This window comes from Arcobacter peruensis, assembly GCF_003711085.1.
Lineage (GTDB): Bacteria > Campylobacterota > Campylobacteria > Campylobacterales > Arcobacteraceae > Poseidonibacter > Poseidonibacter parvus.
The window spans coordinates 1322257-1347433 of sequence record NZ_CP032363.1; the positions used below are offsets into that span (position 1 = coordinate 1322257).

Here is a 25177-nt window from a genome sequence, read left to right on the forward strand (position 1 = left end):
ATATTATTAAACTTGGTGAGAAGTTTGTTTAGATAATCTTTCTTTTTGAGAAAGATAAGAATTTAATGCACTTAAATATGCTTTTGCAGTTGCAAGCATTGTATCAATACTTAAACCATGTCCTACAAATGCAGGTGAACTTTCATCAAAAGCAACTCTAGTTGTAACTTTTGCTAAAGCATCTTTACCTTCAGATACAGATGTAACTTTATAATCTTTAAGTTCGCCATTGTATCCTGTTAATCTATCAATTGTTTTGAAAATAGCATCCATTGTTCCATCACCAATTGCTGCATCTTGCATAATTTGGTCTTGGAATTTAATAGAAACAGCCGCTGTTGGAACACCGTTTGAGCAATCAGAAATTTGTAAACCAACTAACTCATAAGTTTTATCTTGATTTAATGCTTCATCTGTAATTAACATTCTGATGTCATCATCACTTACATCTTTTTTCTTATCTGCTAAAATTTTGAATCTTTCAAATGCAGCATTTAACTCTTCATCTGTAACTTTATCAAAACCTAAGTGCTCAATTTTATCTCTAAATGCAGCACGACCTGAATGTTTTCCTAAAATTAAAGTAGAGTCTTTAAACACTCCAACATCTTCAGGTTTCATAATTTCATAAGTTTCTTGATGTTTTAAAACACCATCTTGATGAATTCCACTTTCATGAGAAAATGCATTTTTACCTACAATTGCTTTATTTTGTTGTGGTTCAACACCTGTAATTGTTGCAACTAATCTAGATGTTGGGTAAATTTCAGCTGTATTAATTCCAGTGTATAAATCACCAAAAGCATCACGTCTTGTTTTAATAGCCATTACAGCTTCTTCTAAAGCGGAATTTCCAGCTCTTTCACCTAAACCATTAATTGTAACTTCAATTTGTCTAGCACCGTTCATTACAGCATCTAAAGTATTAGCAGTTGCTAATCCTAAATCATTATGATTATGAACAGAAATAATCGCACGATCACCTGCAAAATCAGATAATTCTTTTACCATTGCACCTAATTCATGAGGTAATCTATAACCTACCGTATCTGGTAAATTAATTGTAGAAGCACCTGCAGCAATTACTGCGTCCATAACTTCTTTCATAAAAGGAATTTCAGATCTACCTGCATCTTCTAGTGAAAACTCAACATCATCAACAAAAGTTCTTGCATATTCTACTGCATGAACTGCTCTTTTAATAACTTCTTCTTCACTCATTTTTAATTTATATTTCATATGAATTGGTGAAGTTGCAATAAATGTATGAATTCTATGTTTAGCTGCTTTTTGTACCGCTAAACCTGATTGTTTGATATCATTATCAATTGCTCGACTTAGTGAACAAATAGAAGAATTAGAAACTCTTTCAGCAATTCTTGAAACTGCATCAAAATCTCCAGGACTTGCTGCTGCAAAACCTGCTTCAATAACATCAACACCTAGTTTTTCTAACTGTAATGCAATTTTAATTTTTTCTTCTGTATTCATTGAACAACCAGGTGATTGTTCTCCATCTCTTAATGTTGTATCAAATACTATAATCCTATTTTTGTCCATTGTTGTACCCTTTAAAATGTATATTATTATATCTTTTTTTATATAAAAAAAGAAAAACTGTAATGTAATTTATTTGTTTGAGAAAATCTAATTGTAGAAATTAGAGAGATTTTGTAAGTAGCAATGAAGAGTTAACACTTTTGATGAAATGGTTGTTAGCAAAATTAAATATTTTCATAGAACTCTCCTTAAATTTTAAATATGCAGTAGTATAATTAATTTAATCTATTTTGTCAAGACTTATTTAGAATGATCAGAAAGAACTGCTTGATTTCTACCTTTAACTTTTGCTTGATACAAAGCGATATCGGAATGTTTATATAATGTTTCTTCATTAACTATATCACTTGCATTTTGCACAATTATTCCAGCAGAAACAGTTACAAAGTCACTATTTTTACTATTTTTATGTTCAATTTTTAGATCTTCAATTTCTTTAATAATATCTTCAACATGCAAACAAGAATCAGTAATTGTTGAATTAGAGAAGATTAAACAAAACTCTTCTCCTCCAATTCTAAAAGCATAATCACTAGATCTTAAAGTATTTTCTTTTAATACTTTTCCAATAGTATATAAGACTTTATCACCCATTGGATGGCCATAAGTATCATTATATTTCTTAAAGTGATCAATATCAATACTAACTAATGTAATTGTAGAGTTTTCTCTTTTTGCTCTTCTAATTTCTTGGTTTAGTATATTATTAAAATGCCTTCTATTATAAAGTTTAGTTAAATCATCTTCAATTATTAATTGTTCTAATTTCTTTTTATTTGTAATATCACTTCTAACAGCTGTATAATTGATTATTTCTTCATTTTTAAAAACAGGTGTTATTGTTAAATTTGCCCAATAAACTGTTCCGTCTTTTTTCTTATTTCTTATTTCAGTATTAAATGTTTTTCCTACACTAATAATGTTCCACATATTTTCATAAAAACTATCAGGAGTTTCCTCATGCCTTAAAAGTCTGTGATTTTCTCCAATTAGTTCATCTTTCTTATACTGAGTAAATTCACAAAATGCACTACTAACATCAATAATAGTACCTTCTTTATCTGTAATTGAAATAAGAACATTTTCATCAACTATTTTTAAGAGGTTTTCTTTTTCAAATAATTTATCTTGAAGATAATTATTTGAAACACAAGATTGGACATCTAAGATTAATTCTATTAAATTAATTGGTTTTATTACAAACTTACAGATTTTAAGCTCAATTGCTTTTAAAAAATACTCAATATCAGAATACGCTGTAGTAATTATAATAGGTACTGATGTTACACCTATTTCTTTTATCATATCAAGCCCATTCATTTTTGGCATTTGAATATCAGTTATTAAAATATCAGGCTGTATTTCTTTAAAAAGTTTTAAACCCTCTTCTCCATTATTTGCAATAAAAAAATCTTTTACATATTTTTTAAAATAGAAAGAGACTTCTTCACTAATCATTTTTTCATCTTCAACATAAAGGATAGTGATATTACTTAATAATGTTTTATTTATTCTTTTCAATTATACTTTCCCTTAATGGTATTAAAATTATTATTTAAATTATACATAAAGGGACCTTAACTGTAAACATTGCACCTAAATTTGTATTATCCACACTTAATTGTCCATTCATATTTTTTTCAATAATAATTTTAGACATATATAACCCTATTCCTGTACCCTTACCTTCTTCTTTAGTTGTAAAGTAAGGATCAAATATTTTATTAATAATATTTAATGCTATTCCACCTGCATTATCTTTTATAGTTACATAACCATAATCACTACACTTTTTAATTTCTAATGTAATTTTTCCATTTTTGATTTTATTTTCAAGTATTGCATCTTTTGAATTTGTTAATATATTCAAAATAACTTGTGAAAATTCATTTGGAAAACCAATAACAACAATTTCTTCATTAAAATCATATTCTAATTCTATATTATTATGATTAAGAGTCGAACCTATTAATTCAAATGAGTTATTAATTGCAACATCAAGTTTAAATTCTGTAATCTCTTTATTCGGTTTAAAAAAGTTTCTAAAATCATCAATTGTTTTAGACATTGATTTTGTTAATAAATTTGCTTTTTCTACTGATTTATCAAGAAATTCTTCATTCATTTCATCCATCATATAAGATAATTGAATATTTTGGATAACTAAACCTAGTGCATTTAATGGCTGTCTCCATTGGTGAGCAATATTACCAATCATTTCTCCCATAGCTGCAAGTTTAGATTGCTGAATAAGTAATTGTTCTTGTTTTTGTCTTTTTGAAATTTCATCTTGTACTCTTGATTCTAGATTATCATTTAGTTCTTCAAGTTGCTTAGATTTATTTTCTAATTCATCTGTTCTTTCTTGTACTCTTGATTCTAATTGAAAATGAGATTTTTTTAATTCTAATTGTGACTTTTCTAATCGATCAATCATTTTATTAAAAGTTATCGATAATCTTCCAATTTCATCTGTACTTTTTACATTTACTCTTTTTGATAAATCTCCACTATAAATTTCTTCTGAAATTTCTTCTAATTTTACAATAGGCCTAGATACCATTTTTGCAATTAAAAAAGAAACAATTAATGTTGAAAAAAACATAATTATTGCTAACAATAAAAATTGATTATACATACTATTTAGTTTCTTGTTATATTCATCTAATGATAATTCAAAATGTAACCATCCCCAATGAATTGCTGTTAAATATACAGGATAAGAATATTTGAATACATTTTTATTTAAAGATTTAGAAAAGCCGATACTATATCGTTCTTTTTCTTTTTTAACTTGTTCTTTATCATCAATTTTTATTGTATTTTCTTTTAGTTCCCATTTATTTACTTGAATAAGTAAATCATTACCATTTCTTCTTGAAACAATAAGTTGTTGTATTTCTTTATTCACTTGTACAAAATCATAAACAAATTCAAGTATTTTTATTTCATCATCAATAATCATAAATTCAGAATTAATAAAAACAATAGAATCTGCCATACTTTTCGCTTGAGATTGAATTGTCTCAAGAATTGATTCTTTCTGTAATCTTGTTACTTCATAAGAAAAAATACTTAAAACTAAGAAAATCGCCATAAAAATTAATAAAAATACTTTTAAAAAAATCGTATTTTTAAAGTTCTTTATACTCATTTGTACTTCTTTATTAGGTTAAAGTATTCGCTATAATATTTATCTAAAACTTTTAAATATTCATTATCTATTTTAAATATGGTATTTATTTTTAATAACTCAACCATTTTCTCAATGCCATCAACATTTTTTAATTCTTTACTTAATTTAAAAAATACATTAATAACTTTTTTATCTGTATTTTTATGAAAAATTCCTATAAAAGGAATATGATTTTTTTTGGATTTTTTAATAACTTCTAAGTTATTACTAATAGAAGGATTTAGTTCTGTCATAATATCCCATGTTCTTTTTCTAATAACTGCGAAATCAGATTTATTAAAAAAAACATTTAAAACTGCAAAAGATTCTTTTTTCTTTTCTTGAATTTCTTTTGTTACTTTCTTCAATGAAGATTTATTACTAATATAAGAATTTTTATCAGCCCAAACAAAACTTCCTAAAGTACCTTTTTTTAAAGATACTGTTTTATTTTTTATATCTTTAAAACCTTTTGCATTTAAAGACTTTTTTGCTATTAAATAATATTGTGTAAATTTATCATCAACTACACTCAAAGACCAAAAATTATCGCTTGTTTTAAAAATATCTTTTTGATTTTTAATAAAAAAAGGTAGGTCTATTACAACCATATCTAAGTTTCTATTTTTTAGAGCTTTATACAAAGAACTTGAAGTTTTATGAAATTCTATTTCTACTTCTGTATCATTATCATCAGCTGTATCTTCTAGCCAAACTTTAAGTGCAACACGTGCGTCTTTAAATGTAGATAAAATTGTACCTTCAGATAAAAAACCAAAGCGAGTTTCAAGTTCTTCATTTGCATATAAGGTAAGGGATAATATGAGTATAAGTAATAATTTAAGTAAATTATTCATCACTAGCCTAAATATTATTTTCTCTTAGTATAGCAGAATAGATATAAAAGATAAAAATTATTTTATCTTTTATATATTTTAATTAATCGTTTTTTGGATTTTCTTCTTCAGTAGTATCATCATTATTTTCTGATGACTTAGTATCTTTTTCTTCTTCATCTTTTACAAGTGCATCACTATGTAAATCTTCATCTTCAAAAACAGTTCCACCATTATCTTTGATAATATCTCTTACTCTTTGACCTGTAATTACTTCAATTTCTAATAATTCTGCTGTCATTTCTTCAATTGCATCTTTATTTTCTCTTAAAGATTCAAGAACGGCATCGTATCTTTCATTTAAAACAGTTTTTACATGTTCATCAAGATTTTTTGCCATATCATCAGAGAAATCTTTTTGAGTTTGTCCACCTAAGAATTGGTTTTGTCTTTTTTCTAAAACCATAAGTCCAGCGACATCACTCATACCATATACAGTAGCCATTGATTTAATAATATCAGTTGCTCTTTCCAAGTCATTTCCAGCACCTGTAGATATCTCACCAATAAATACTTCTTCTGCAGCTCGTCCTCCTAAAAGAACATCTACTTCAGCCATTAACTCATGCTTTTGCATTAAGTATTTATTCTCTTCTGGAGTATTAAGTGTATATCCTAAAGCAGCCATTCCTCTAGGAACTATAGAAACTTTATTAACTTTCTTAGCACCTTTAGTAATCTCTGCCATTACAGCATGACCTGATTCATGGTAAGCTACAATACGTCTTTCTTTTGGAGATATTCTTCTAGATTTTTTCTCTAAACCTGCAATTTGTCTCTCAACTGATTCTTTGAAATCTTCATATGTAACTTTTTCTTTATTAGCTCGACCTGCAAGTAATGCAGCTTCATTAATAATATTTGCTAAATCAGCACCAGCAAGTCCCGCAGTCATTTTAGCAACTTCTACTAAGTCTACATCATCACCAATTGCAACATTTTTAATATGTACAGCAAGGATTTCTTTTCTACCTTCAAAATCAGGTTTATCAACTAATACTTGTCTATCAAATCTTCCTGGTCTTAAAAGTGCTGGATCTAAAACTTCTGGTCTATTTGTAGCTGCTAATACAATAACTGGTGCTTCATCAGTAGCAAATCCATCCATTTCAGCTAGTAATTGATTTAAAGTTTGTTCTCTCTCATCATTACCACCCATTGGACCACCACTAGCTCTAGATTTACCAATTGCATCAATTTCATCAATAAAAATAATAGCAGGTGCAACTTTCTTAGCTTGTTCAAATAAATCTCTAACTCTTGAAGCTCCAACTCCTACAAACATTTCAATAAAGGCAGAACCTGAAACACTTAAAAACTCAACATCTGCTTCACCAGCAACTGCTTTAGCTAATAATGTTTTACCAGTTCCTGGAGGTCCTACTAGTAATACACCTTTAGGAATTTGTGCTCCTAGTTTTACATATCTTTCTGGATTTCTTAAAAATTCAACTACTTCTTGAACTTCTTCTTTAGCTTCTTTATTTCCAGCCATATCATCAAATTTAACGTTTGGTTTTTCAGAATTAATCATCTTTTTAGATGAACCAATTCCAAGAAGACCACCGCCTCCTCCACCCATTGATTTTGACATTCTTTTTGCAATAAACATCCAAATAGCAAAGAAAATAAAAATTGGTAAAACCCAACCAAATAAAATGTCAGCTAGAACATTCTCTTCGTTAATTCCACCATAATTAATTCCATTTTTTTCTAGTGAAGGAACTAATGTTTCATCAGGAATAACTCTTCTTGCTGTATAAGTTGTAACTTGTCCAGCTCCAGATTTAGAAACAGCTCTAATTTGAGTATTTCCAATACCAACATATTCAATTTTACCAGAGCTTATTAGTTTCTTTAAGTCTGAATAAGGAATTGTTTGATTCTTAGCTTGCGTATTAAATGGTGTTACACCATTGTTAGAGTTACCACCCATTTGATTTTCTGGAAATAATGCTTTAAATGCAAAAATAGTAACTATCGAAAAAATTACAAATACTAATAATGGATTATTATTAAAAAAATTATTATTATTTCCACCATTATTGTTATTATCTTGTCTATCGTTCATAAATTAAAACTCCTAATTATTTTTAAATACAACTGTTACCCATTCATTTTTATGAATAAGTTCTAATTGTTCTAAGTCTTTAAATTTGTTTAACACTCTATCAATGTGTTTATCTAAAATACCTGAAATTATCAATATACCATTATCATTTAAACTATTTTTCAAATCTTTTGAAATCATGGCTAATACATCTGCTACAATATTTGCAATTACAACATCATATTTCTTTTCTGCTTTATTAGCTGAACCAATCCATGAGTTTTTAAAGCTAACTTCATTTAATTCAAAATTACTAGCAGTATCTTTTATACAAACATCATCAGTATCACAAATATCAACTATACAATTTTTCTTTGCAGCAGCAATCGCTAAAATACCACTTCCTGTTCCTACATCTAAAACATTAGAATTTTCATTCACATATTTATCAATAGCTTCAATACAAGATGAAGTAGTCTCATGATGGCCTGAACCAAAAGAAAGTGCAGGATCAATTATAATATCGATTTTATCATCTTTTTTTTCTTCCCATGAAGGACGAATATAAAAGTTACCAATTTCAACTGACTTTACAGATTGTTGGTATTGTTTAATCCAATCAATATTCTCTTTTTTTTCATGAGTAATTTTACACTCAATATTTAAAGCATTTGCAAATTGTACAATACCTTCTTTTACATCACTTAAATCTTCTTCACTTCTTGCAATTAGTGTACCGTCAAGTTCTTCAATAGCATTGTTTGTTAAAGACGTAAGTAAGTCTAAGAAAAGTTCATAATTTTTATTTGGATTAATTGTTAATTCAAAATAGTATTCAGACAAATATTTCCTTTTTATTTAACTATATAAAATTAAATTATTTTATAAAAAGTGAGATATTTTATCTAAACTACTATGTAAGTAATATTAAGAAGGGTTGAAAAAGCTTTCTATCATGTCTCTCATAACTGATGCATCAGAAATACCATTTATAATATCTCTAAATTCATGAGCTCCAGTGTAACCTTTTGAGTATGAGTGTAATAGTTTTCTAAACATTACAGTTCCGTGTTGACCATGGAATTTTAGTGTTGCATCAAAATGTTCTAATACAATTTGTTTTTTTAAAGCTTCCGAGATATCTTTATCTTCAATTTGCTCTTTTAATTGATGAAATATCCAAGGACGTCCAATTGCACCTCGACCTATCATAACACCATCAGCTTTTGTGTATTCTAATACTTCTTTAGCTTTTGCATAATCTTTTATATCACCATTTGCAATAACTGGAATTGAAACAGCTTCTTTCATTGCTTTAATTGCATCATAATCAACAGGTGCTTTATATTTTCCAGCTCTAGTTCGTCCATGAACTGAAACAAAATCAACGCCACAAGCTTCAACCGCTTTTGCAATTTCAACTGGTATTTTATCATTCACCCCAATTCTAACTTTAGCACTTGTATATTGTTTTGTTGAATATTTTTTAACAGTAGATAATATACTTTCAAGTTTGTCTAAATCACCTAAAAGGTTTGAACCTGAACCATGAGAGAATACTTTTGGAGCAGGACATCCACAGTTTAAATCAATACCATCAATACCATCAATATCATTCAAAATCAAAACTGCATCTCGAACTAACTCAGGACTATTTCCAGCAATTTGAACTATATAAGGATCTTCACTAGGAGATTTTTCAATCATTTTTAATGTTTTTTCTGATTTGTAAACTAAAGCATTTGAAGATATCATTTCAGAAATAGTAATATCTGCACCAAATTTTTTAACTACAGATCTAAAGGGTAAGTCAGTATAACCAGCAAGTGGCGCCAACACCATTAAGGGTTGGCTAAAATCAATCTTTTTTGTCATTATTTATATGAAATCGATTCTAAATCGTAATGTTTACCAGCATCTTTTAAATCTAAAAGTGCTTTAAATGATGTATACTCACCTTCAGGTGTAGTATCAACAATTTCTCTTACTTTATCAATCATTTCATATTCAAATAAAACATGTAAATATGCAGGAGTTGAAGCATCAATTTCAGAACTTAATTTCTCAAATAATGCAATAATTTGATCTGGCTGTAAAATTGATTCATAATTTCTAGCAAGTGCTAAATAATCTTCTGTAGTATAATCTAAATCTTTAACAATTTTAGAAATTTCTTCTGAAGAGAAACCAAATTCATTATTAGCAGCATCTTTTTCAAATAACATTCTTGCAAGTTCTTTATCTAATTTAACATTTTTATAAAGTTTTTTTATTGTAGTCATTGTTTTTTCATTAATAACATTAATAAAAGATTGTCTTACAACATTTGGAGCATAATTTTCTACTTTCTTAAGAACATCTACTGCAAAGTCTGGTTGCTCATTTACTTTATTAAGTAAATTTTGATTTGCTAAATCTGAGATTTCATTTAGTTTTATTGACTTATCAGTAACAAATTTACCAGCTTTAATATCTTGAATATTAGCTATTAAATTATTTAACTCAGCATCTGAAGAAGAGAATGTACTTTCTTTTACATTTAGCTTAAATTGTGAAATCACAGCAGAAAGTTCTTTAAAAGCTTTTGTTTTAAATCTTTTTGGAGGATTTTTTTCTAATAAATTCGATTTAATTAGAGTAATCATTGTTTCTTTATCTTTATTAATAGCTCTTTGTTTAAATGCATTTATTAAACCATAAAATAAAATATGTCCAACAGTTGCTATAAATAAAATTGCTAGTGGAAGAATAATCCAAACTGCTACTGGTAAAAGCAATGAGATGTCAAGTATTGTAACTTTGTAATCTCCTAACTCTAAACTAAATGTATATCCATAAATAACACCAATAAACAATACTGAAAAAACAATATACTTTTTAAAACCCATAATTAAATCCTTTTTACTATTTTTCTACTTCATAAATTTCTCTACATGGTGTACAAAACTTTGCAAATGGTTTAGCTCTTAGTCTACCAATTGCAATTGATTCATCACACATATCACAAATACCATAGCTTCCATCTTGAACTCTTTTTAATGCGTCCTCGATTTCACCTAATTCTTTAACTTGTTGATTTGCAATAATTCCTTCTTTAAAACTATCACTTGATATTTCTGCATAATCAAATTCATCTTTACATTCAGAATTTTTCAAAGAATCAATACTATCTCGACTACCTTGGATATTTTTAATGATTAATTCTTTTCTTTCTAATAAAGTTAGTTTTAACTCTTCAATTTGTTTTGCGTTAGCCACATTATACCTTTAAATTTAAAATTTTGCCATTATACAAAAAATTTCTTAAATTATTTATGATACGGATGGTTATTTTTAATACAAAGGCCACGAAAAATCTGTTCAGCCAAAACAACATTGGCTATTTTATGAGCCATTGTCAAATCACTTAAAGATATTATACTATCACATTTCTTTAAAAAATCTCGTTGAAAGCCAAAAGCGCCACCAATGAAAAAATTTACTTCATTCTTCCCATCTAATAACTTAGAAAAAGAATAAGAGTCTATTTTCTTTCCTAAAACATCTAAAGCAACGTTATAACCTTTTAATAAAGGTTCATAAGTATCACTATATGACTGCTGTGCTTCTTTTTCACCAATAGTTTGTGCTTTTGCTATAGTTTTATTAAATATGTAATGTACTTCAACTTTTGCATATTTAGAAGACATTTTAATAAATTCTTTAATTAAATCGTCAAATTGATCTTTTGAAGGTTTTACAATTGAATAAATATTAATTTTCATAAGAAGTTTTTACCTTTGTAAAAAGTTAGATTATATGAGTTAAGAAATAAAAACTTTAGGTATAAAACCTAAAGTTTCTAAAGTTTTATTAGTTTACTAGTTAGCTATTTTTTCTTTTTTAAACATTTTTAATAAATCAGATAAAGTTTGCTTCATATCAGCTCTATTCACAACCATATCAATTGAACCTTTATCAAGTAAAAATTCAGCTCTTTGGAAGCCTTCAGGTAAATCAGCACCAATAGTTTGTTTAATTACTCTTTGCCCTGCAAATCCAATTAAAGCACCTGGTTCTGCCATAATAATATCACCTAAAAATGCAAATGATGCAGAAACACCACCCATTGTAGGATCAGTTAAAATTGAGATATAAGGTAATTTTGCATGATCTAATCTTTTTAATGCAGCAGAAGTTTTTGCCATTTGCATTAATGCAAAAGTAGACTCTTGCATTCTTGCACCACCTGATGCAGAAACAATTATTAAACCTTGATGTTTTTCAAGAGATCTGTTTACAGCACGAACAATTTTTTCACCTTCAACAGAACCTAAAGAACCTCCCATAAAAGAGAAGTCAAATACAACTATTTGAACAGCATTACCATTTATTTCACACTCTCCACTTACAACAGAAGAAGTTCTACCAGTTTTTTTCTCTGCTACTTCAACTCTTTTTTTGTATGAAGTTTTATCTACAAATTTTAAAGGATCGTTTGGTCTTAAATCTTCATCATACTCAACAAATGTACCTTCATCTGCTAAAATTTCAATTCTTCTTTTAGCACCAATTCTCATATGAAAATTACACTTTGGACATATATTATCTTGATTTTCAACCTCTTTAAAGAACATTAAAGAACTACACTCAGGACATTTAACCCAGTGAGATGGAGCATCTTTTTTTGTTGCTTGTTCTTTTGAGTCACTATCAAATGATATTTTGCTAAATAAGTTTTTTAAATCCATACTAAATCCTTTTTAAATCTTATAAATTTTTAAATTTTTCTAATTCGTCAAGTTTTTCCCAAGGGTAATCACTTTGACCAACTTGTCCTCGTGCAGCTACATCTGCATAAAGGAAAGTCTCTTCACTTGGTTTATCTAAGGCAAATTTATCTGTAATCCATTTTGGAGTTAATGCAAAGTTTTCCATAACAAAAGCAGATAAATCATCATCATTAGCTCTTGTATATGTACCCATTGTATCAACTGAAACTGAAGTAGGACGTGCTACTCCAATTGCATAAGATATTTGAACAACAGCTTTTCCTGCAAGTCCTGCTGCAACAATATGCTTAGCTAACCATCTAGCTGCATATAAACCAGATCTATCAACTTTTGTATAATCTTTTGAACTTTGAGCTCCTCCACCAATTGGTGAGTAACCTCCAAATGAATCTACAATAAGCTTTCTTCCTGTTAATCCACTATCATGTAATGATGAGTGAGATACATATCTTCCTGTTGGGTTAATATGAATAATTGTACTTTCTTTATCATACATATTTGTTGGAAGTCCAGAATCATCAATTAAACCTTGAATTAATTCTCTTACTTCTTTTATATCCATTCCTTCAACAGAAGGAGCTGATACTACAATAGTATGGATTTTTTGTGGTTTACAATTTTCAAAATTTTCTTTTGTTCCATAATCAACAGTAACTTGTGTTTTAATATCAACACCTAATTTATGATTATGAGCTAATGCATAATTATAAACTTTATCACTTAACATTCTTGCATATGAAATAGCTGCTGGCATATAATCAGCAGTTTCAGTCGATGCAAATCCAAACATAATACCTTGATCACCAGCACCAATATCGCCAGTTGTTTGATCAACACCTTGAGAAATATCTGGGCTTTGTTGGTTTAATAAAACTTGAACATTTACATCATCAGGATGTAAACACTGCTCTTTTGTAAAGCTTGACTTTCCGTCATAACCAATTTTTGCTAAAGCATTTTTAACTAATTTCTCATAATCTTCATTAGATAATTGGCAAGTTGATTTAACTTCTCCACCAATTACAACATTCTTTCCTGCTACAAAAACTTCAGAGGCAACTCTGCTGTTTTTATCTTCAATAATTAACTTATCAACAATAGTATCCGCTATAATATCTGCACATTTATCAGGGTGACCTGGGCTTACTACTTCTGATGTAAATAAATACTCTTTTTTGTTTTCCATTTTTGTTTTCCTTTATGGTTTTCCATTTTTGTTTTCCATTATTTTTAATTCTGTTATTGCTGCTTAAAAAATAATAAATACAACAGCAATCAACTTTATTCTACGGTTACTGATTTTGCCAAGTTTCTTGGCATATCAACATCATTTCCTAATCTAACTGATATTTCCATTGATAATAACTGTAATGCTATTAACATTTCAAAAAATTCTAACATATAATGATCAGTTTTTTTAGTTTTTATAAAATCATCACTTAAATCAAATTCAAGTGGTGATATAGAACAAATAGTACTATCTCTAGCACTTAATTCTTCAACGTTTGATTTTATTTTATCATAAAGTAAATTTTCAGGCATTAAAGCAATAGTGAACAGTTCTGGATCAGCTAATGCAATAGGACCATGTTTCATTTCACCTGCAGGATAACCTTCTGCATGTAAATATGAAATTTCTTTAAGCTTTAAAGCTCCTTCTAATGCTAGTGGGAAGAATACATCCCTACCAATAAAGAAGAAACCATGACCATGTAGGTACCTTTTTGAAAGTCTTTTTGTTTTTTCATGAATTTTATCATCAATTATTAAAGACTTTGGAACTTCTCTTAATGCGTGAAGTTCACTTTGTAATTTATCATTTTCAATTACATTTTTAGCTTTCCCAAAATAAAGAGCTAACATCCATAATACAACTGTTTGAGTTGTAAATGCTTTTGTTGATGCAACACCTTTTTCGATTCCTGCACGTGTTAAAATAGTAGCATCTGCTGTTCTTGTCATTGAAGAGTTATCAACATTACAAACTACAAGAGATTTAAGTCCTGCAGCTTTTGCCATTTTTAAAGCTTCTAAAGTATCAGCTGTTTCCCCACTTTGAGAAATTACAATAAATAATGTATCTTTTGTTAATAAAGGATCTTTATATCTAAATTCACTGGCAATTTCTACATTACATTTAATTTTAGAAAGTCTTTCAAAAAGATATGAGGCTGTTAATCCTGAGTGATATGAAGTACCACAAGCACAGATTTTAATTTCGTTTATTCCTTCAATTAATGACTTATCAATTTCATCAAATAAAATCTCTTCATCATTAAGTCGACCTAACATACAATCACCTACAACATCACTTTGCTCATAGATTTCTTTTTCCATAAAGAATCTAAAACCATCTTTTTGGGCAAATTGCTTTGAAGTTGGTAAACTAGCCCATGAATAATTATCACTAAAGAATTCTATTCCTTCTGCGCTTGCAATTCCACCAACTCCATCTTCTAAATAAACAACATCGTTGGCTAAACCAATTAAAGGAGCATCAGAAGATGAAAATAAAACTTCACCCTCATCTTTTCCATTTGCTACAATTAAAGGTGAGCCATGTTTAAAGAAAAAAACTTTTGTAGGATCTGCTTTTGTGATTAAAAGAATTGAAAAAGCACCCTCTAATCTTTCAATAGTACTATGAAAAGCTTTTGTTGTATCATTAAATTTATTATTATAATTTTCAAATAAATGAACAATAACTTCTGTATCAGTTTGTGATACGAATTTATGTCCAAGTGCTGTTAATTCTTCTTTTAATTCTTTGTAGTTTTCAATAATTCCATTGTGAACTACATAAGAGTATTCACCTAAGTGTGGGTGTGCATTTAATTCTGTTGGTTGTCCATGTGTTGCCCATCTTGTATGACCAATTCCAAGTTCATATGAATCTAGTGTTTTTGTATCTAATACTTTTTCTTCTAAATTATGAAGTTTTCCTAAGGCTTTGAATACATCGATTTTATCTTGGTTTAATACAGCAATTCCTGCAGAGTCATAACCTCTATATTCAAGCTCTTTTAAACCATCCAGTAATATTTTTGTAGTATCATTTTTACCTATATATCCAACTATTCCACACATAAAGACACGCCTTTGAAGTTAATTTTAATCAAGGATTATACTCAAAAGTTACTAAAAAATTGCTTTCTTACTAAAAAAATTATTTTTTATTGCTTTAAATTTTTAATTAATTCATCATGAATTTTCGTATTAGAAGCTACAATATATTTACTTTCAAATAAGACATAAGCATCGCCATCAAGATTAGATACCTTTCCACCTGCTTCTTGAAGTATAATTAAACCAGCACTAACATCCCAAGCTTTTAAATTCATTTCATAATAACCTTCATAAACTCCCTTTGCTACATAACAAAGATCAAGTGCAGCAGAACCAAGTCTTCTGATATCTTGACATTTAGGTAATATATTTTTCATTTTTTTCATTACATCATTTAAGTCATCTTCACATGTTCCTGATGAATAAGGAAAACCTGTTGAAAGAAGTGCTTTTTGTAAATCACTTTCATTTGAAACTTCAATCTTTTCTTCGTTACAAAAAGCACCCTCACCTACAACCGCTGTATAAATTTCATCTAAAATAGGATTATAAACAATTCCAATATATGGTTTTTTATCTTTATAAACTCCAACAGAAATTGCAGTATGTGGTACTTTATTTACAAAATTCGTTGTACCATCTATTGGATCAACTATTATTGAATTTGAGAATATTTTATTTGTATTATCTGATTCTTCTGCTATTACATTAAAATCAGTAAATTCTTTTTCAAATTTTTCTTTCAAAAATTTTTCTACTGCCACATCATATTTTGTAACTAAATCTTTTTTGGCTTTAAATGTCACATCTTTATTTGAATAATATCCATCTTTAAATATAACTCCTGCTTCTTTTATTATTTCTATTAGTTTATCTTTCATTAAAAATTCCATTTTGTTAATTAATTTATTTATTTACTTTATTTTAGCAAAGAAGAATTATAAAACGATTAACTCTACTTTCATTAAAATATTATTTTCTAGCCATTATTTACAGTTGAACAAAGAAACAAGTGATATAATAAAATACTAATGAAAATTTTAAAGGATAATAAAATGATACTTTTTCAATACACTGTTTTAGTATAATTTATTATTAATTTATAAGGAGAAGCATTATGTATCGAATAATGTATATGAGTACTGCAACAAGAGCCATTCCAGATGAAGAATTAGAAGAACTTCTTGCAAAAGCAAGAATAAAAAATAAAGAAAGAGAACTTACAGGATTACTAATAGTTAAAGGAAGAGTTTTTCTTCAATGCTTAGAAGGTGAAAAAGAAAATGTCTTAGAAATTTATAATACAATTTTAAAAGATGAAAGACATGAAAATGTAATAGATTTAACTGAAGAAGATATTAAAACTAGATTATTTCCTTCTTGGCAAATGGGTTATAGAAATCTTAAAAGTTTAGAAGATATAAAAAGTAAAAAATTAAAAGAGATATTATCTGTAGATGATTTAAATATAAAAAAAGAAGATATCTCAGAAATTATAGAAAACTTTATATCTTTTAATTAACTTGACTATTCAGTCTATATAAACTTATTTTTCACTAAAATATAATATATAATATATTGATATTTAAATAAGGGAGAAAATGAGTTTATTTCTAGTTATTCTTTTAAAAGTATTTCCAATTTATATAAATGTTGTGTTAGGGTTTTTATCTTCAAAACTACTAAATGTTCAAAGAGAATCAATCGCAACTTTACTTATTTATATTTTAGGTCCAATTGTAGTTTTTTCAGCAACTATAAGTGTAAAAATAGATTTTGCAGTGGCTATTCTTCCAATATTTTTATTTATTTTTTGTTCTATAATAGCTTTTACTTCATTAGCAATTTTTCAAAATTCGTGGAAAGATCCAACTGGTAATATTTTATCATTCTCAGCAGGAACTGGTAATACAGGTTTTTTTGGAATTCCTCTTGCAATAATTTTATTTCCTCCTTATCTTGCTGATATTTATATATTTACAGTATTAGCATCACTTTTATATGAAAGTACAACAGGTTTTTATGTAACTGCTAAAGGAAATTTTACAGTTGCACAAGCTTTAAAAAAGATGTCAAAACTTCCTATTCTATATGCTTTTATATTTGGTATTATTTTAAATATTGCGGGTTTTGAAATTCCTGAAACAATTAGTTCTTACACCGCACAATTTAAAGGCGCATATGGAATCTTAGGAATGATGATGCTTGGAATGGGACTAATTGGATTAAAAAGTGAACCTGGGAATTTTGATGTTAAATTCATATCAATTACTTTTTTTCTAAAGTTTATATTTTGGCCACTTGCAATATTAGGAGTAATTTATATAGATAGAGAATTTTTATTTATATTAACTGAAGAATTATATGATGTAATGTTTTTATTTGCAATAGTTCCACTTGCAGGAAATACTGTAACATTAGCGGTATTACTTAATGCAAAACCAGAAAAAGCTAGTTTAGCCGTTTTCTTAAGTACTGTTGTTTCAGTAATAACTATACCTTTATATATTTATTTATATGGTGGATTTTAAATTTTTGGAGATAAGAAATAATGAGAATTTTAATTTTTGATACCAATTCTTATGAAGACGATATCTATGATATTGTTTTAACACATTTAGAAATTTCTTTTAAAAAGATAGTTTTAGAAGACGAATTTTACGAAGAATATAAAAATCTAGAAGAAAACAATTTGCTTATAATTGATGTAACAAACAAAATTGGTGAAAAAATATTTAATCATATAACAAACACCACTCCAAAGCAAAAAGTATTAGTTTTAAGTAAAACTCTTTTATATAATCTTACATTTACATGTACACAATGTGCAGAACTATTTAATAGAAAGCTACTTTTAAAACCTCTCAATGCAGATCAATTAATTGACTATATTCAAAATTTCGATGATTTATTATGTAAGTATTCATCAGATTCAAGTGAGATAACTGAAATAATGAATGATATTTTAAAACACTATATATATTATTCATATGATAAAGAAAAAAAGATGATAATGCTAGAAAAAACTCTTTCTTCAAACACTAAAGAACTTTTAAATATTACTGAACTATTAAATACTCATAAAATTAGATATGAAATGGAAGAGGACAATATAAGGTTGTTTTTTTAATTAATGATATTAAGATAAATGCAGTTAGATTTTTCTATTTTTAAATTGGTAAAAACGTACCTTAGAAAAAGTACGTTTTTTAGATATAACTATAATAAATATAAATTACATTCCCATACCAGGCATACCACCCATTCCACCCATATCAGGCATAGCAGGAGCAGCTGGAGTATCAGCTTTAATATCTGTAACTGTAGCTTCAGTTGTTAATAATAACGATGCAACAGAAACTGCATTTTGCATTGCAACTCTTTCAACTTTTGCAGGATCTACAATACCAGCTTCAAACATATCTACATATTGTCCACTTGCTGCATTAAATCCTAAGTTTTCATTATCAGATTTTTCAACTTCATTTGCAACAACACCAGCATCAAAACCAGCATTTAAAGCAATTTGTTTTAAAGGTGCTTTAATAGCTCTTAATACAATATCTGCACCAATTTGCTCATCACCTTCTAAAGATAAAGATACTTTTGCAGCAGCTCTAATTAATGCAGCTCCACCACCAATTACAATACCTTCTTCAACAGCAGCTCTTGTTGCAGATAATGCATCATCAACTCTATCTTTTTTCTCTTTCATTTCAGTCTCAGAAGCAGCTCCAACTTTAATAACTGCAACACCACCTGAAAGTTTTGCTAATCTTTCTTGTAACTTTTCTTTATCATATTCAGATGAAGTTCCTTCCATCTCAGCTTTGATTTGGTTTACTCTAGCTTGAACCTTATCAGCTTCACCAGCACCATTTACAATAGTAGTATTATCTTTATCAATTACAACTCTAGCTGCAGTTCCTAATACTTCCATTCCAGATGATTCAAGTTTCATTCCCATTTCTTCAGAAATCACAGTTCCAGCAGTTAAAACAGCAATATCTTCTAACATTGCTTTTCTTCTATCACCAAAACCTGGAGCTTTAACAGCTGCTATATTTAATGAACCTCTTAATCTATTTACAACTAAAGTAGATAAAGCTTCACCTTCAACATCTTCAGAAATGATTAATAAAGGACGTCCAGTTTGATTAACAGCTTCTAAAATAGGTAACATCTCTTTTAAGTTAGATATTTTTTTCTCACATAAAAGAATAAATGGATTTTCCATTTCAGTAGTCATTTTTTCAGTATTTGTAATAAAGTAAGGAGATAAATATCCTCTATCAAATTGCATACCTTCAACAACATCTAGTTCATCAGAGATACCCTTTGCTTCTTCAACAGTAATAACACCATCTTTTCCAACTTTATCCATAGCTTCAGCAATCATAGCACCAATTGCGGTATCAGAGTTTGCAGAAATAGTAGCAACTTGTTCAATTTCTTTTTTATCAGCAACAACTCTAGAAGCTTTTTTAAGCTCAGCTAAAATAGCTTCAGTAGCTTTATCCATACCTCTTTTTAAGATAATTGGATTAGCACCTGCAGTTACGTTTCTTAAACCTTCTTTGAAAACACTATGAGCTAATACAGTTGCAGTTGTAGTTCCATCACCTGCTTCATCAGCAGTTTTAGAAGCAACTTCTTTTACTAATTGTGCACCCATATTTTCTAATGTATCTTCAAGTTCAATTTCTCTTGCAACTGATACACCATCTTTAGTAATTGTTGGTGCTCCAAATGCTTTTTGTAATAATACGTTTCGCCCTCTAGGACCCATTGTAACTTTAACTGCATCTGATAATTTTTCAACACCTGAATATAATCTATTTCTTGCTGAATCGCTAAATAATACTTCTTTTGCCATCTTACATAACTCCTATAATATTTTCTTGTTCTAACACTAAATAATCTACACCATCAAGTGTAAACTCAGTTCCTCTGAACTGTTCAAAAACGATTGTATCACCTACTTTAATTTCAGTAATTTCTCCACCGATTGCTTTTACTTCTGCAGTATTTGGTTTTTCTTTAGCTGAATCAACTAAAATAATCCCACTTGCTGTTTTACTTTCTACTTCTGTTCTTTGTACTAGAACTCTTTTTCCTAATGGTTTGAAATTCATGTTAATCCTTTTATTAAGTTTTATAATATTTATTTATAATTAATAGTTTAGCACTCTATTTTTTTGAGTGCTAAATTTTATATAATTTTTGTTTAATTGTCAAGTAGTTTGAGTTAAATTGACTAAGAGTTATGTCTATTTATATATTTTAGTAGTAATTCTTCTAATGATTGCTTTAAATTATCATCTAGACTTGCTAAAGTTTGTTCACATTTCACAGCTAATTTATCTGCAGCTTTTATCGCACCATCTAAACTTAATAAGTTTACAAATGAGTTTTTAGCGTCATCATTTTGTGTTGTTTTACCAGCTTCTTCATCACTGCAAGTTTCATCAATAATATCATCTTGTATTTGAAACAATAATCCTAAATCAATTCCAAAATCATATAATTTTTCTTGCACATCTAAATCATATTCAGAAATAATCGCACCCATTTTAAGAGATGCAGCAATTAATTTTGCAGTTTTGTGGATATGTAAATATTCTAATTGAGAAAGCTCAAGTTTTACATTTTCAAAATAACAATCAATTGCTTGACCAATTATCATACCATCAATTCCACCATTACTTGCTAAACATTTAATAAGATTAATTTTCACATCATTATGCAAAGGAGCATTTGCTATTTTGTTAAAAGCTTCAGTATTTAATGCATCTCCAACTAAAATAGCTGTTACTTCATCATATTTTTTATGTAGTGTTTCAAATCCACGTCTTAAATCAGCATTGTCCATAGAAGGTAAATCATCATGAATAAGTGAATAAGTATGAAGCATCTCAAGACCTAAAGCAACAGGTAAAGAGTTTTTAATAAGTAAGCTTTTATTTGATTTTATAACTGAAAGTAAAAGCATAGGACGGAATCTTTTTCCTCCTGCTTGTAACATATCTGACAAAGCTTGTTCAAAATTAGGATGAAATGTTTTTGAAGATGGAAGATTAGCTAATAAATAATTTTCAAATTCATTAAGCAAATCTTTCATTTGACTACTTTTGTCCAACTGAACCTAATCCACCCATCATATTCATTGCCATCATTTTTTGATTTTCTTCAGTTTGTTTGATAACATCATTCATACATGATATTAATAAAATTTGTAAAGAATCTTTATCTTCAAGTAAAGAATCATCAATTTTTAAATCAATAACTTCTGAGTTTCCATTTATTGACATCTCGATCATTCCGCCACCAGCTTTTGAAGTAAATATTTTTGAAGCATTTTCTTCTTTTGCATTTGCAGCCATATCTTGAAACTGTCCCATCATATCATTTAAGTTTAAGTTTTTTAAATCAATTCCATCAAACATGGTCACTTCCTACTAATTCATTTGTAATCATATCTATATTATTCTCATCATCAACAATTACAACAATAGGTTTATAATTTTCTAATTCTTCTTCAGAATAAGAAGCATAAGAGATTACAATAATTTTATCGCCTATTTCTACTTTTCTTGCAGCTGCTCCATTTAGACACATGTCCTTACTTCCAGCTTTACCTTTAATAACATAAGTAGCAAATCGCTCACCGTTGTTAACATTAACAATTTCAACTTTTTGTCCTACTCTTAAACTTGAAGCTTTCATCAAATCTTCATCAATAGTGATTGATCCAACATAGTTCAGGTTTGCATCAGTAACAGTTGCTCTATGAATTTTACTATATAGCATCTCAAATGTCATATAATTTAGTCCTCTTTAAATTTATAGTTTTGCAGGCTCACCCCAATATTGTTCAGGCATTAAATACTCAACAACAGGGTTCCCACCTAATATGTGTTCTTCTATGATTTTATCTATTTTTTCCTTAGATAACTGACAGTACATATGATGTCCAGGTTCAATTAACATAACTGGTCCCATTTGACATCTACCAAGACATGAAGTTCTAATTGCTTGAACTGGCCCCATTAGTCCTTTTTGCATAAGAGATTGTGCCGTATGATTAAATAAATCTCTTGTATTTTCATTTACACATGAAGGTTTTGGCATACCTGGAGGTGATGCTTGTTCACACTTGAAAATATAAAATGTTGGTTGCGGAACTGAAGGCATTGACATATCTTGTCCTTTTATAGATAAAATTTGTATAATTTTAGTGAATTCTAACACTTTTTTATTAAAACTTAATAAAAAATGCTATTTAATTTTTTTTTAAATCTAAAATAATATACTAATTACTCAAATTTTTAATTATAAAAGGCTACATATGAAAAAAATACTTTTTATTCTTTGTTCATTTATCTTAGCTTTGCAAGCTGCAAACCCAATAGCTATAATAGAAACAAATCAAGGTAATATAGAAATAGAATTAAGAGAAGATCTTGCTCCAAAAGCAGTAGAAAACTTTGTAACACATTCAAAAAATGGTTATTATAATGGATTAATTTTCCATAGAGTTATTAAAGGATTTATGTTACAAACTGGTGACCCTACAGGAACAGGAAGAGGTGGTGAATCAATTTGGAAGAAAAATTTTGAAGATGAATTTTCACCAAAAGCATTATTTGATAAGCCAGGAATTTTAGCTATGGCTAATAGAGGTAGAAATACAAATGGTAGTCAATTTTTCATAACTACAGTTCCAACATATTGGTTAAATGGTAAGCATACTATTTTTGGTTACGTAACTAAAGGAATGGATATAGTGAAAAAAATTGAAAGTGTTCCAACATCAGGAAGAAGTGGTGGTGATAAACCATTAAGTGAACAAAAGATAATTAATATCACAATAAAATAAATCAAGTATATCTTGATTTATTTAATTAAAAACCTTATTTAAAATATCTTTATTGGCATGGGTCATAATTTGTTTTTCTAAATTTTCGAATCTTTTTGATTCATTATTAGCTTTTTCTTTCCAATATGCTAACTTTTGAACAAGTACATCATCTGTTTGTATTGCTTCATATTTTTCTTTTAACTTGGTCAATTTTTCTGTAATTTCATCTATTTCAATTTGGAAATTAACTTCTGCTTGTTTTTTATCTTTTTCAAACTTTATTCGATTATCTTCGATTTTTATTTTTAATCTTTTTATGTCAAGTCTTAAATCAGAGTTTTCTTTTGTTAATTTTAAAGAATTACTTAGTTTATCTGAGTTTCTTTTATATGCATTTAGTTCAGATTTTAGATTTCTATTTTCTAAAGAATACTTTTCTGCTGTGTATATATACTTATCAGTACTTCTTTGTACCTTAAAGAGCTCTTCTTGAGCATCTTCTAGTTTCATTTTTAAATCATTAATAATTGTGTGCTGTTCCGCATTTCCTTCTTTACTTCTAATAAAGATTTCACTTTTATCTTTCATTAAAGCACGTTGCATTTCTCTTTTTTTTGTAAGTTCTTCAGTTATATCTCTTTGGATAGAAATTGCACCTTCGACCTCTTCTGCATCATTTAAAAGTGTAATCATATAGCAATCAGTTATGAAACTTGCATTATCTTTTGTTCTGTTTTTTAATTGACCTTGCCAAGATTGATTATTAAGAACATCTGCATATAAGTTTACATATAAATCATTTGAAGCTTCACTATGTTTTAAAAATTTAAAATCCTGACCAATTAATTCTTCTTTTGTATATCCAGATACTTTACAACATAAGTCGTTTACTTTTACAATTTTCATATGAATATCAGTTTCAATAACAATATTATTTAAATCTGTTACTTCTTTATATTTTTCTAATTCTCTGTTTTTTTGATCAATTAAAAAATCTTGATATAAGACAGAAGCTAATTCATTCATCAATGATAAAAGATGTCTTATATCAATTGGTTTAATTATATACTCATAAATTTTCAATTTAATTGCTTCAGAAAGAAATTCATTATCAGAATGAGCCGTTGCAAAAAATATAGGAACTTTAGTATCAACCCTTCTAATTGTCTTAACCATGTCAATACCACTTAGTTTTGGCATATTAATATCAGACAAAATTATATCAATATCATCTTGATTTTTTAAATATAGTTCTAGACCTTCTTTTCCATCTTCAGCTGTATAAACTGTTTCAAAAAAATTTGATAGTAATTGAGATAATTCTGTTCTAATAATAGCATCATCTTCAACATACAATATTCGTAGTCTTTTTAATAACTTTTTATCTATTGACATATTTTTTTATTTCCATACTTGTAATTAATTCAATAAATTTTATAAAATCAAAAGGCTTTAATAAATATTCATTAACACCATATTCTTCAGCTTTAGTAATATATTCAATTTCTGTATGAGCTGACATTATAATTATCGGGATATCAAACCCTTGATCAATTATGTTTTTTATCATGTCTAAACCATTCATTAAAGGCATATTTATATCTGTAATAATAGCATCGATGTCAGGATTTTCTTTTAAGATAGCTAAGGCTTCAATACCGTTATTTGCAGTAAGAAAATTAGCTTGTAGTTTAGTTAATGCATCACTAATTATAGAAAGTAAATCTTCTTCATCTTCAACAAAAAGAAGTTTTAAACCTCTTAATTTTTCTATTTTTTCATGCATTTTCTTTCCAA

At 28.0% G+C, this 25177-nt stretch carries 26 protein-coding genes; 4 read left to right on the top strand and 22 right to left on the bottom strand.

Annotation, left to right across the window (positions count from 1 at the left end):
* Positions 1–6: 6 nt before the first annotated feature.
* From D3Z07_RS06795 to D3Z07_RS06860, 14 genes are all read right to left on the bottom strand, one after another.
* Positions 7–1560, bottom strand: a complete 1554-nt coding sequence (locus D3Z07_RS06795; RefSeq protein WP_076084284.1) for a 2-isopropylmalate synthase — start codon at positions 1558–1560, stop codon at positions 7–9.
* Between the two features lie 240 nt (positions 1561–1800).
* Positions 1801–3081 (bottom strand): GGDEF domain-containing response regulator, encoded by a 1281-nt coding sequence (locus D3Z07_RS06800; RefSeq protein ID WP_122893401.1) that lies wholly within the window; start codon positions 3079–3081, stop codon positions 1801–1803.
* 34 nt (positions 3082–3115) lie between these two features.
* Positions 3116–4714 carry a sensor histidine kinase gene (locus D3Z07_RS06805; protein WP_122893402.1) on the bottom strand — a complete coding sequence of 533 codons (1599 nt, stop codon included), beginning with the start codon at positions 4712–4714 and terminating at the stop codon, positions 3116–3118.
* Entirely contained in the window at positions 4711–5592 is an 882-nt protein-coding gene (locus D3Z07_RS06810; RefSeq protein ID WP_122893403.1) for a type 2 periplasmic-binding domain-containing protein, read from the bottom strand. Before D3Z07_RS06810 ends, D3Z07_RS06805 begins: the two co-directional genes overlap by 4 nt.
* An 82-nt stretch (positions 5593–5674) precedes the next feature.
* Positions 5675–7702, bottom strand: coding sequence for an ATP-dependent zinc metalloprotease FtsH (ftsH, locus tag D3Z07_RS06815; RefSeq protein WP_122893404.1), 2028 nt, complete (start codon positions 7700–7702; stop codon positions 5675–5677).
* Between the two features lie 12 nt (positions 7703–7714).
* Positions 7715–8524, bottom strand: a complete 810-nt coding sequence (locus tag D3Z07_RS06820; RefSeq protein ID WP_122893405.1) for a 50S ribosomal protein L11 methyltransferase — start codon at positions 8522–8524, stop codon at positions 7715–7717.
* Positions 8525–8608: 84 nt separating this feature from the next.
* Positions 8609–9556, bottom strand: a complete 948-nt coding sequence (locus D3Z07_RS06825) for a tRNA dihydrouridine synthase (protein ID WP_122893406.1) — start codon at positions 9554–9556, stop codon at positions 8609–8611.
* Positions 9556–10569, bottom strand: a complete 1014-nt coding sequence (locus D3Z07_RS06830) for a hypothetical protein (RefSeq protein WP_122893407.1) — start codon at positions 10567–10569, stop codon at positions 9556–9558. Before D3Z07_RS06830 ends, D3Z07_RS06825 begins: the two co-directional genes overlap by 1 nt.
* Positions 10570–10585: 16 nt before the next feature.
* The gene (gene dksA, locus D3Z07_RS06835; protein WP_122893408.1) at positions 10586–10939 is read right to left on the bottom strand and encodes an RNA polymerase-binding protein DksA; all 354 of its coding nucleotides are present in this window, start codon (positions 10937–10939) and stop codon (positions 10586–10588) included.
* 50 nt (positions 10940–10989) lie between these two features.
* Positions 10990–11445 (bottom strand): 23S rRNA (pseudouridine(1915)-N(3))-methyltransferase RlmH, encoded by a 456-nt coding sequence (locus D3Z07_RS06840; RefSeq protein WP_122893409.1) that lies wholly within the window; start codon positions 11443–11445, stop codon positions 10990–10992.
* 96 nt (positions 11446–11541) lie between these two features.
* Positions 11542–12411 (bottom strand): acetyl-CoA carboxylase, carboxyltransferase subunit beta, encoded by an 870-nt coding sequence (gene accD / locus D3Z07_RS06845; RefSeq protein WP_122893410.1) that lies wholly within the window; start codon positions 12409–12411, stop codon positions 11542–11544.
* A 19-nt stretch (positions 12412–12430) separates the two neighbouring features.
* Positions 12431–13639 (bottom strand): methionine adenosyltransferase, encoded by a 1209-nt coding sequence (metK, locus tag D3Z07_RS06850; RefSeq protein WP_122893411.1) that lies wholly within the window; start codon positions 13637–13639, stop codon positions 12431–12433.
* A gap of 95 nt (positions 13640–13734) precedes the next feature.
* Positions 13735–15540 (bottom strand): glutamine--fructose-6-phosphate transaminase (isomerizing), encoded by a 1806-nt coding sequence (gene glmS, locus D3Z07_RS06855; RefSeq protein WP_122893412.1) that lies wholly within the window; start codon positions 15538–15540, stop codon positions 13735–13737.
* 86 nt (positions 15541–15626) lie between these two features.
* Entirely contained in the window at positions 15627–16400 is a 774-nt protein-coding gene (locus D3Z07_RS06860; protein ID WP_122893413.1) for an inositol monophosphatase family protein, read from the bottom strand.
* Positions 16401–16636: 236 nt separating this feature from the next.
* Between D3Z07_RS06860 and D3Z07_RS06865 the strand changes: the two genes are divergently transcribed.
* The 3 genes from D3Z07_RS06865 (at position 16637) to D3Z07_RS06875 (ending at position 18649) form a co-directional block, all read left to right on the top strand.
* Positions 16637–17041, top strand: coding sequence for a BLUF domain-containing protein (locus D3Z07_RS06865; protein WP_122893414.1), 405 nt, complete (start codon positions 16637–16639; stop codon positions 17039–17041).
* Positions 17042–17120: 79 nt separating this feature from the next.
* Complete coding sequence (locus tag D3Z07_RS06870) at positions 17121–18050, top strand: AEC family transporter (RefSeq protein ID WP_122893415.1); 930 nt, start codon at positions 17121–17123, stop codon at positions 18048–18050.
* Positions 18051–18070: 20 nt separating this feature from the next.
* Positions 18071–18649, top strand: coding sequence for a hypothetical protein (locus D3Z07_RS06875; protein ID WP_122893416.1), 579 nt, complete (start codon positions 18071–18073; stop codon positions 18647–18649).
* Positions 18650–18754: 105 nt separating this feature from the next.
* On the opposite strand, the gene groL is transcribed toward D3Z07_RS06875, so the two are convergent.
* The 6 genes from groL to D3Z07_RS06905 form a co-directional block, all read right to left on the bottom strand.
* The gene (groL, locus tag D3Z07_RS06880) at positions 18755–20395 is read right to left on the bottom strand and encodes a chaperonin GroEL (protein ID WP_122893417.1); all 1641 of its coding nucleotides are present in this window, start codon (positions 20393–20395) and stop codon (positions 18755–18757) included.
* A 1-nt stretch (position 20396) separates the two neighbouring features.
* Complete coding sequence (groES, locus tag D3Z07_RS06885) at positions 20397–20654, bottom strand: co-chaperone GroES (protein WP_076084228.1); 258 nt, start codon at positions 20652–20654, stop codon at positions 20397–20399.
* A 122-nt stretch (positions 20655–20776) separates the two neighbouring features.
* Positions 20777–21640: a polyprenyl synthetase family protein gene (locus D3Z07_RS06890; RefSeq protein WP_122893418.1), complete on the bottom strand. Its 864-nt coding sequence runs from the start codon at positions 21638–21640 to the stop codon at positions 20777–20779.
* A 4-nt stretch (positions 21641–21644) separates the two neighbouring features.
* Positions 21645–21965, bottom strand: coding sequence for a YbaB/EbfC family nucleoid-associated protein (locus D3Z07_RS06895; protein WP_122893419.1), 321 nt, complete (start codon positions 21963–21965; stop codon positions 21645–21647).
* On the bottom strand, positions 21958–22341 hold the full coding sequence (gene panD / locus D3Z07_RS06900) for an aspartate 1-decarboxylase (protein ID WP_076084223.1): 384 nt from the start codon (positions 22339–22341) through the stop codon (positions 21958–21960). Before panD ends, D3Z07_RS06895 begins: the two co-directional genes overlap by 8 nt.
* Positions 22342–22362: 21 nt before the next feature.
* Positions 22363–22719, bottom strand: coding sequence for a (2Fe-2S) ferredoxin domain-containing protein (locus D3Z07_RS06905; RefSeq protein WP_122893420.1), 357 nt, complete (start codon positions 22717–22719; stop codon positions 22363–22365).
* Between the two features lie 148 nt (positions 22720–22867).
* Here D3Z07_RS06905 and D3Z07_RS06910 point away from each other — a divergent pair, with 148 nt between their 5' ends.
* Positions 22868–23398: a peptidylprolyl isomerase gene (locus D3Z07_RS06910; RefSeq protein WP_122893421.1), complete on the top strand. Its 531-nt coding sequence runs from the start codon at positions 22868–22870 to the stop codon at positions 23396–23398.
* A gap of 21 nt (positions 23399–23419) precedes the next feature.
* Here the strand turns inward: D3Z07_RS06910 and D3Z07_RS06915 are convergent, their stop codons facing one another.
* Both D3Z07_RS06915 and D3Z07_RS06920 read right to left on the bottom strand, forming a co-directional pair.
* Entirely contained in the window at positions 23420–24775 is a 1356-nt protein-coding gene (locus D3Z07_RS06915) for a response regulator (RefSeq protein WP_122893422.1), read from the bottom strand.
* Positions 24762–25166 (bottom strand): response regulator, encoded by a 405-nt coding sequence (locus D3Z07_RS06920; RefSeq protein ID WP_076084213.1) that lies wholly within the window; start codon positions 25164–25166, stop codon positions 24762–24764. The genes D3Z07_RS06915 and D3Z07_RS06920 overlap by 14 nt, the downstream gene beginning before the upstream one ends.
* Between the last annotated feature and the right edge of the window lie 11 nt (positions 25167–25177).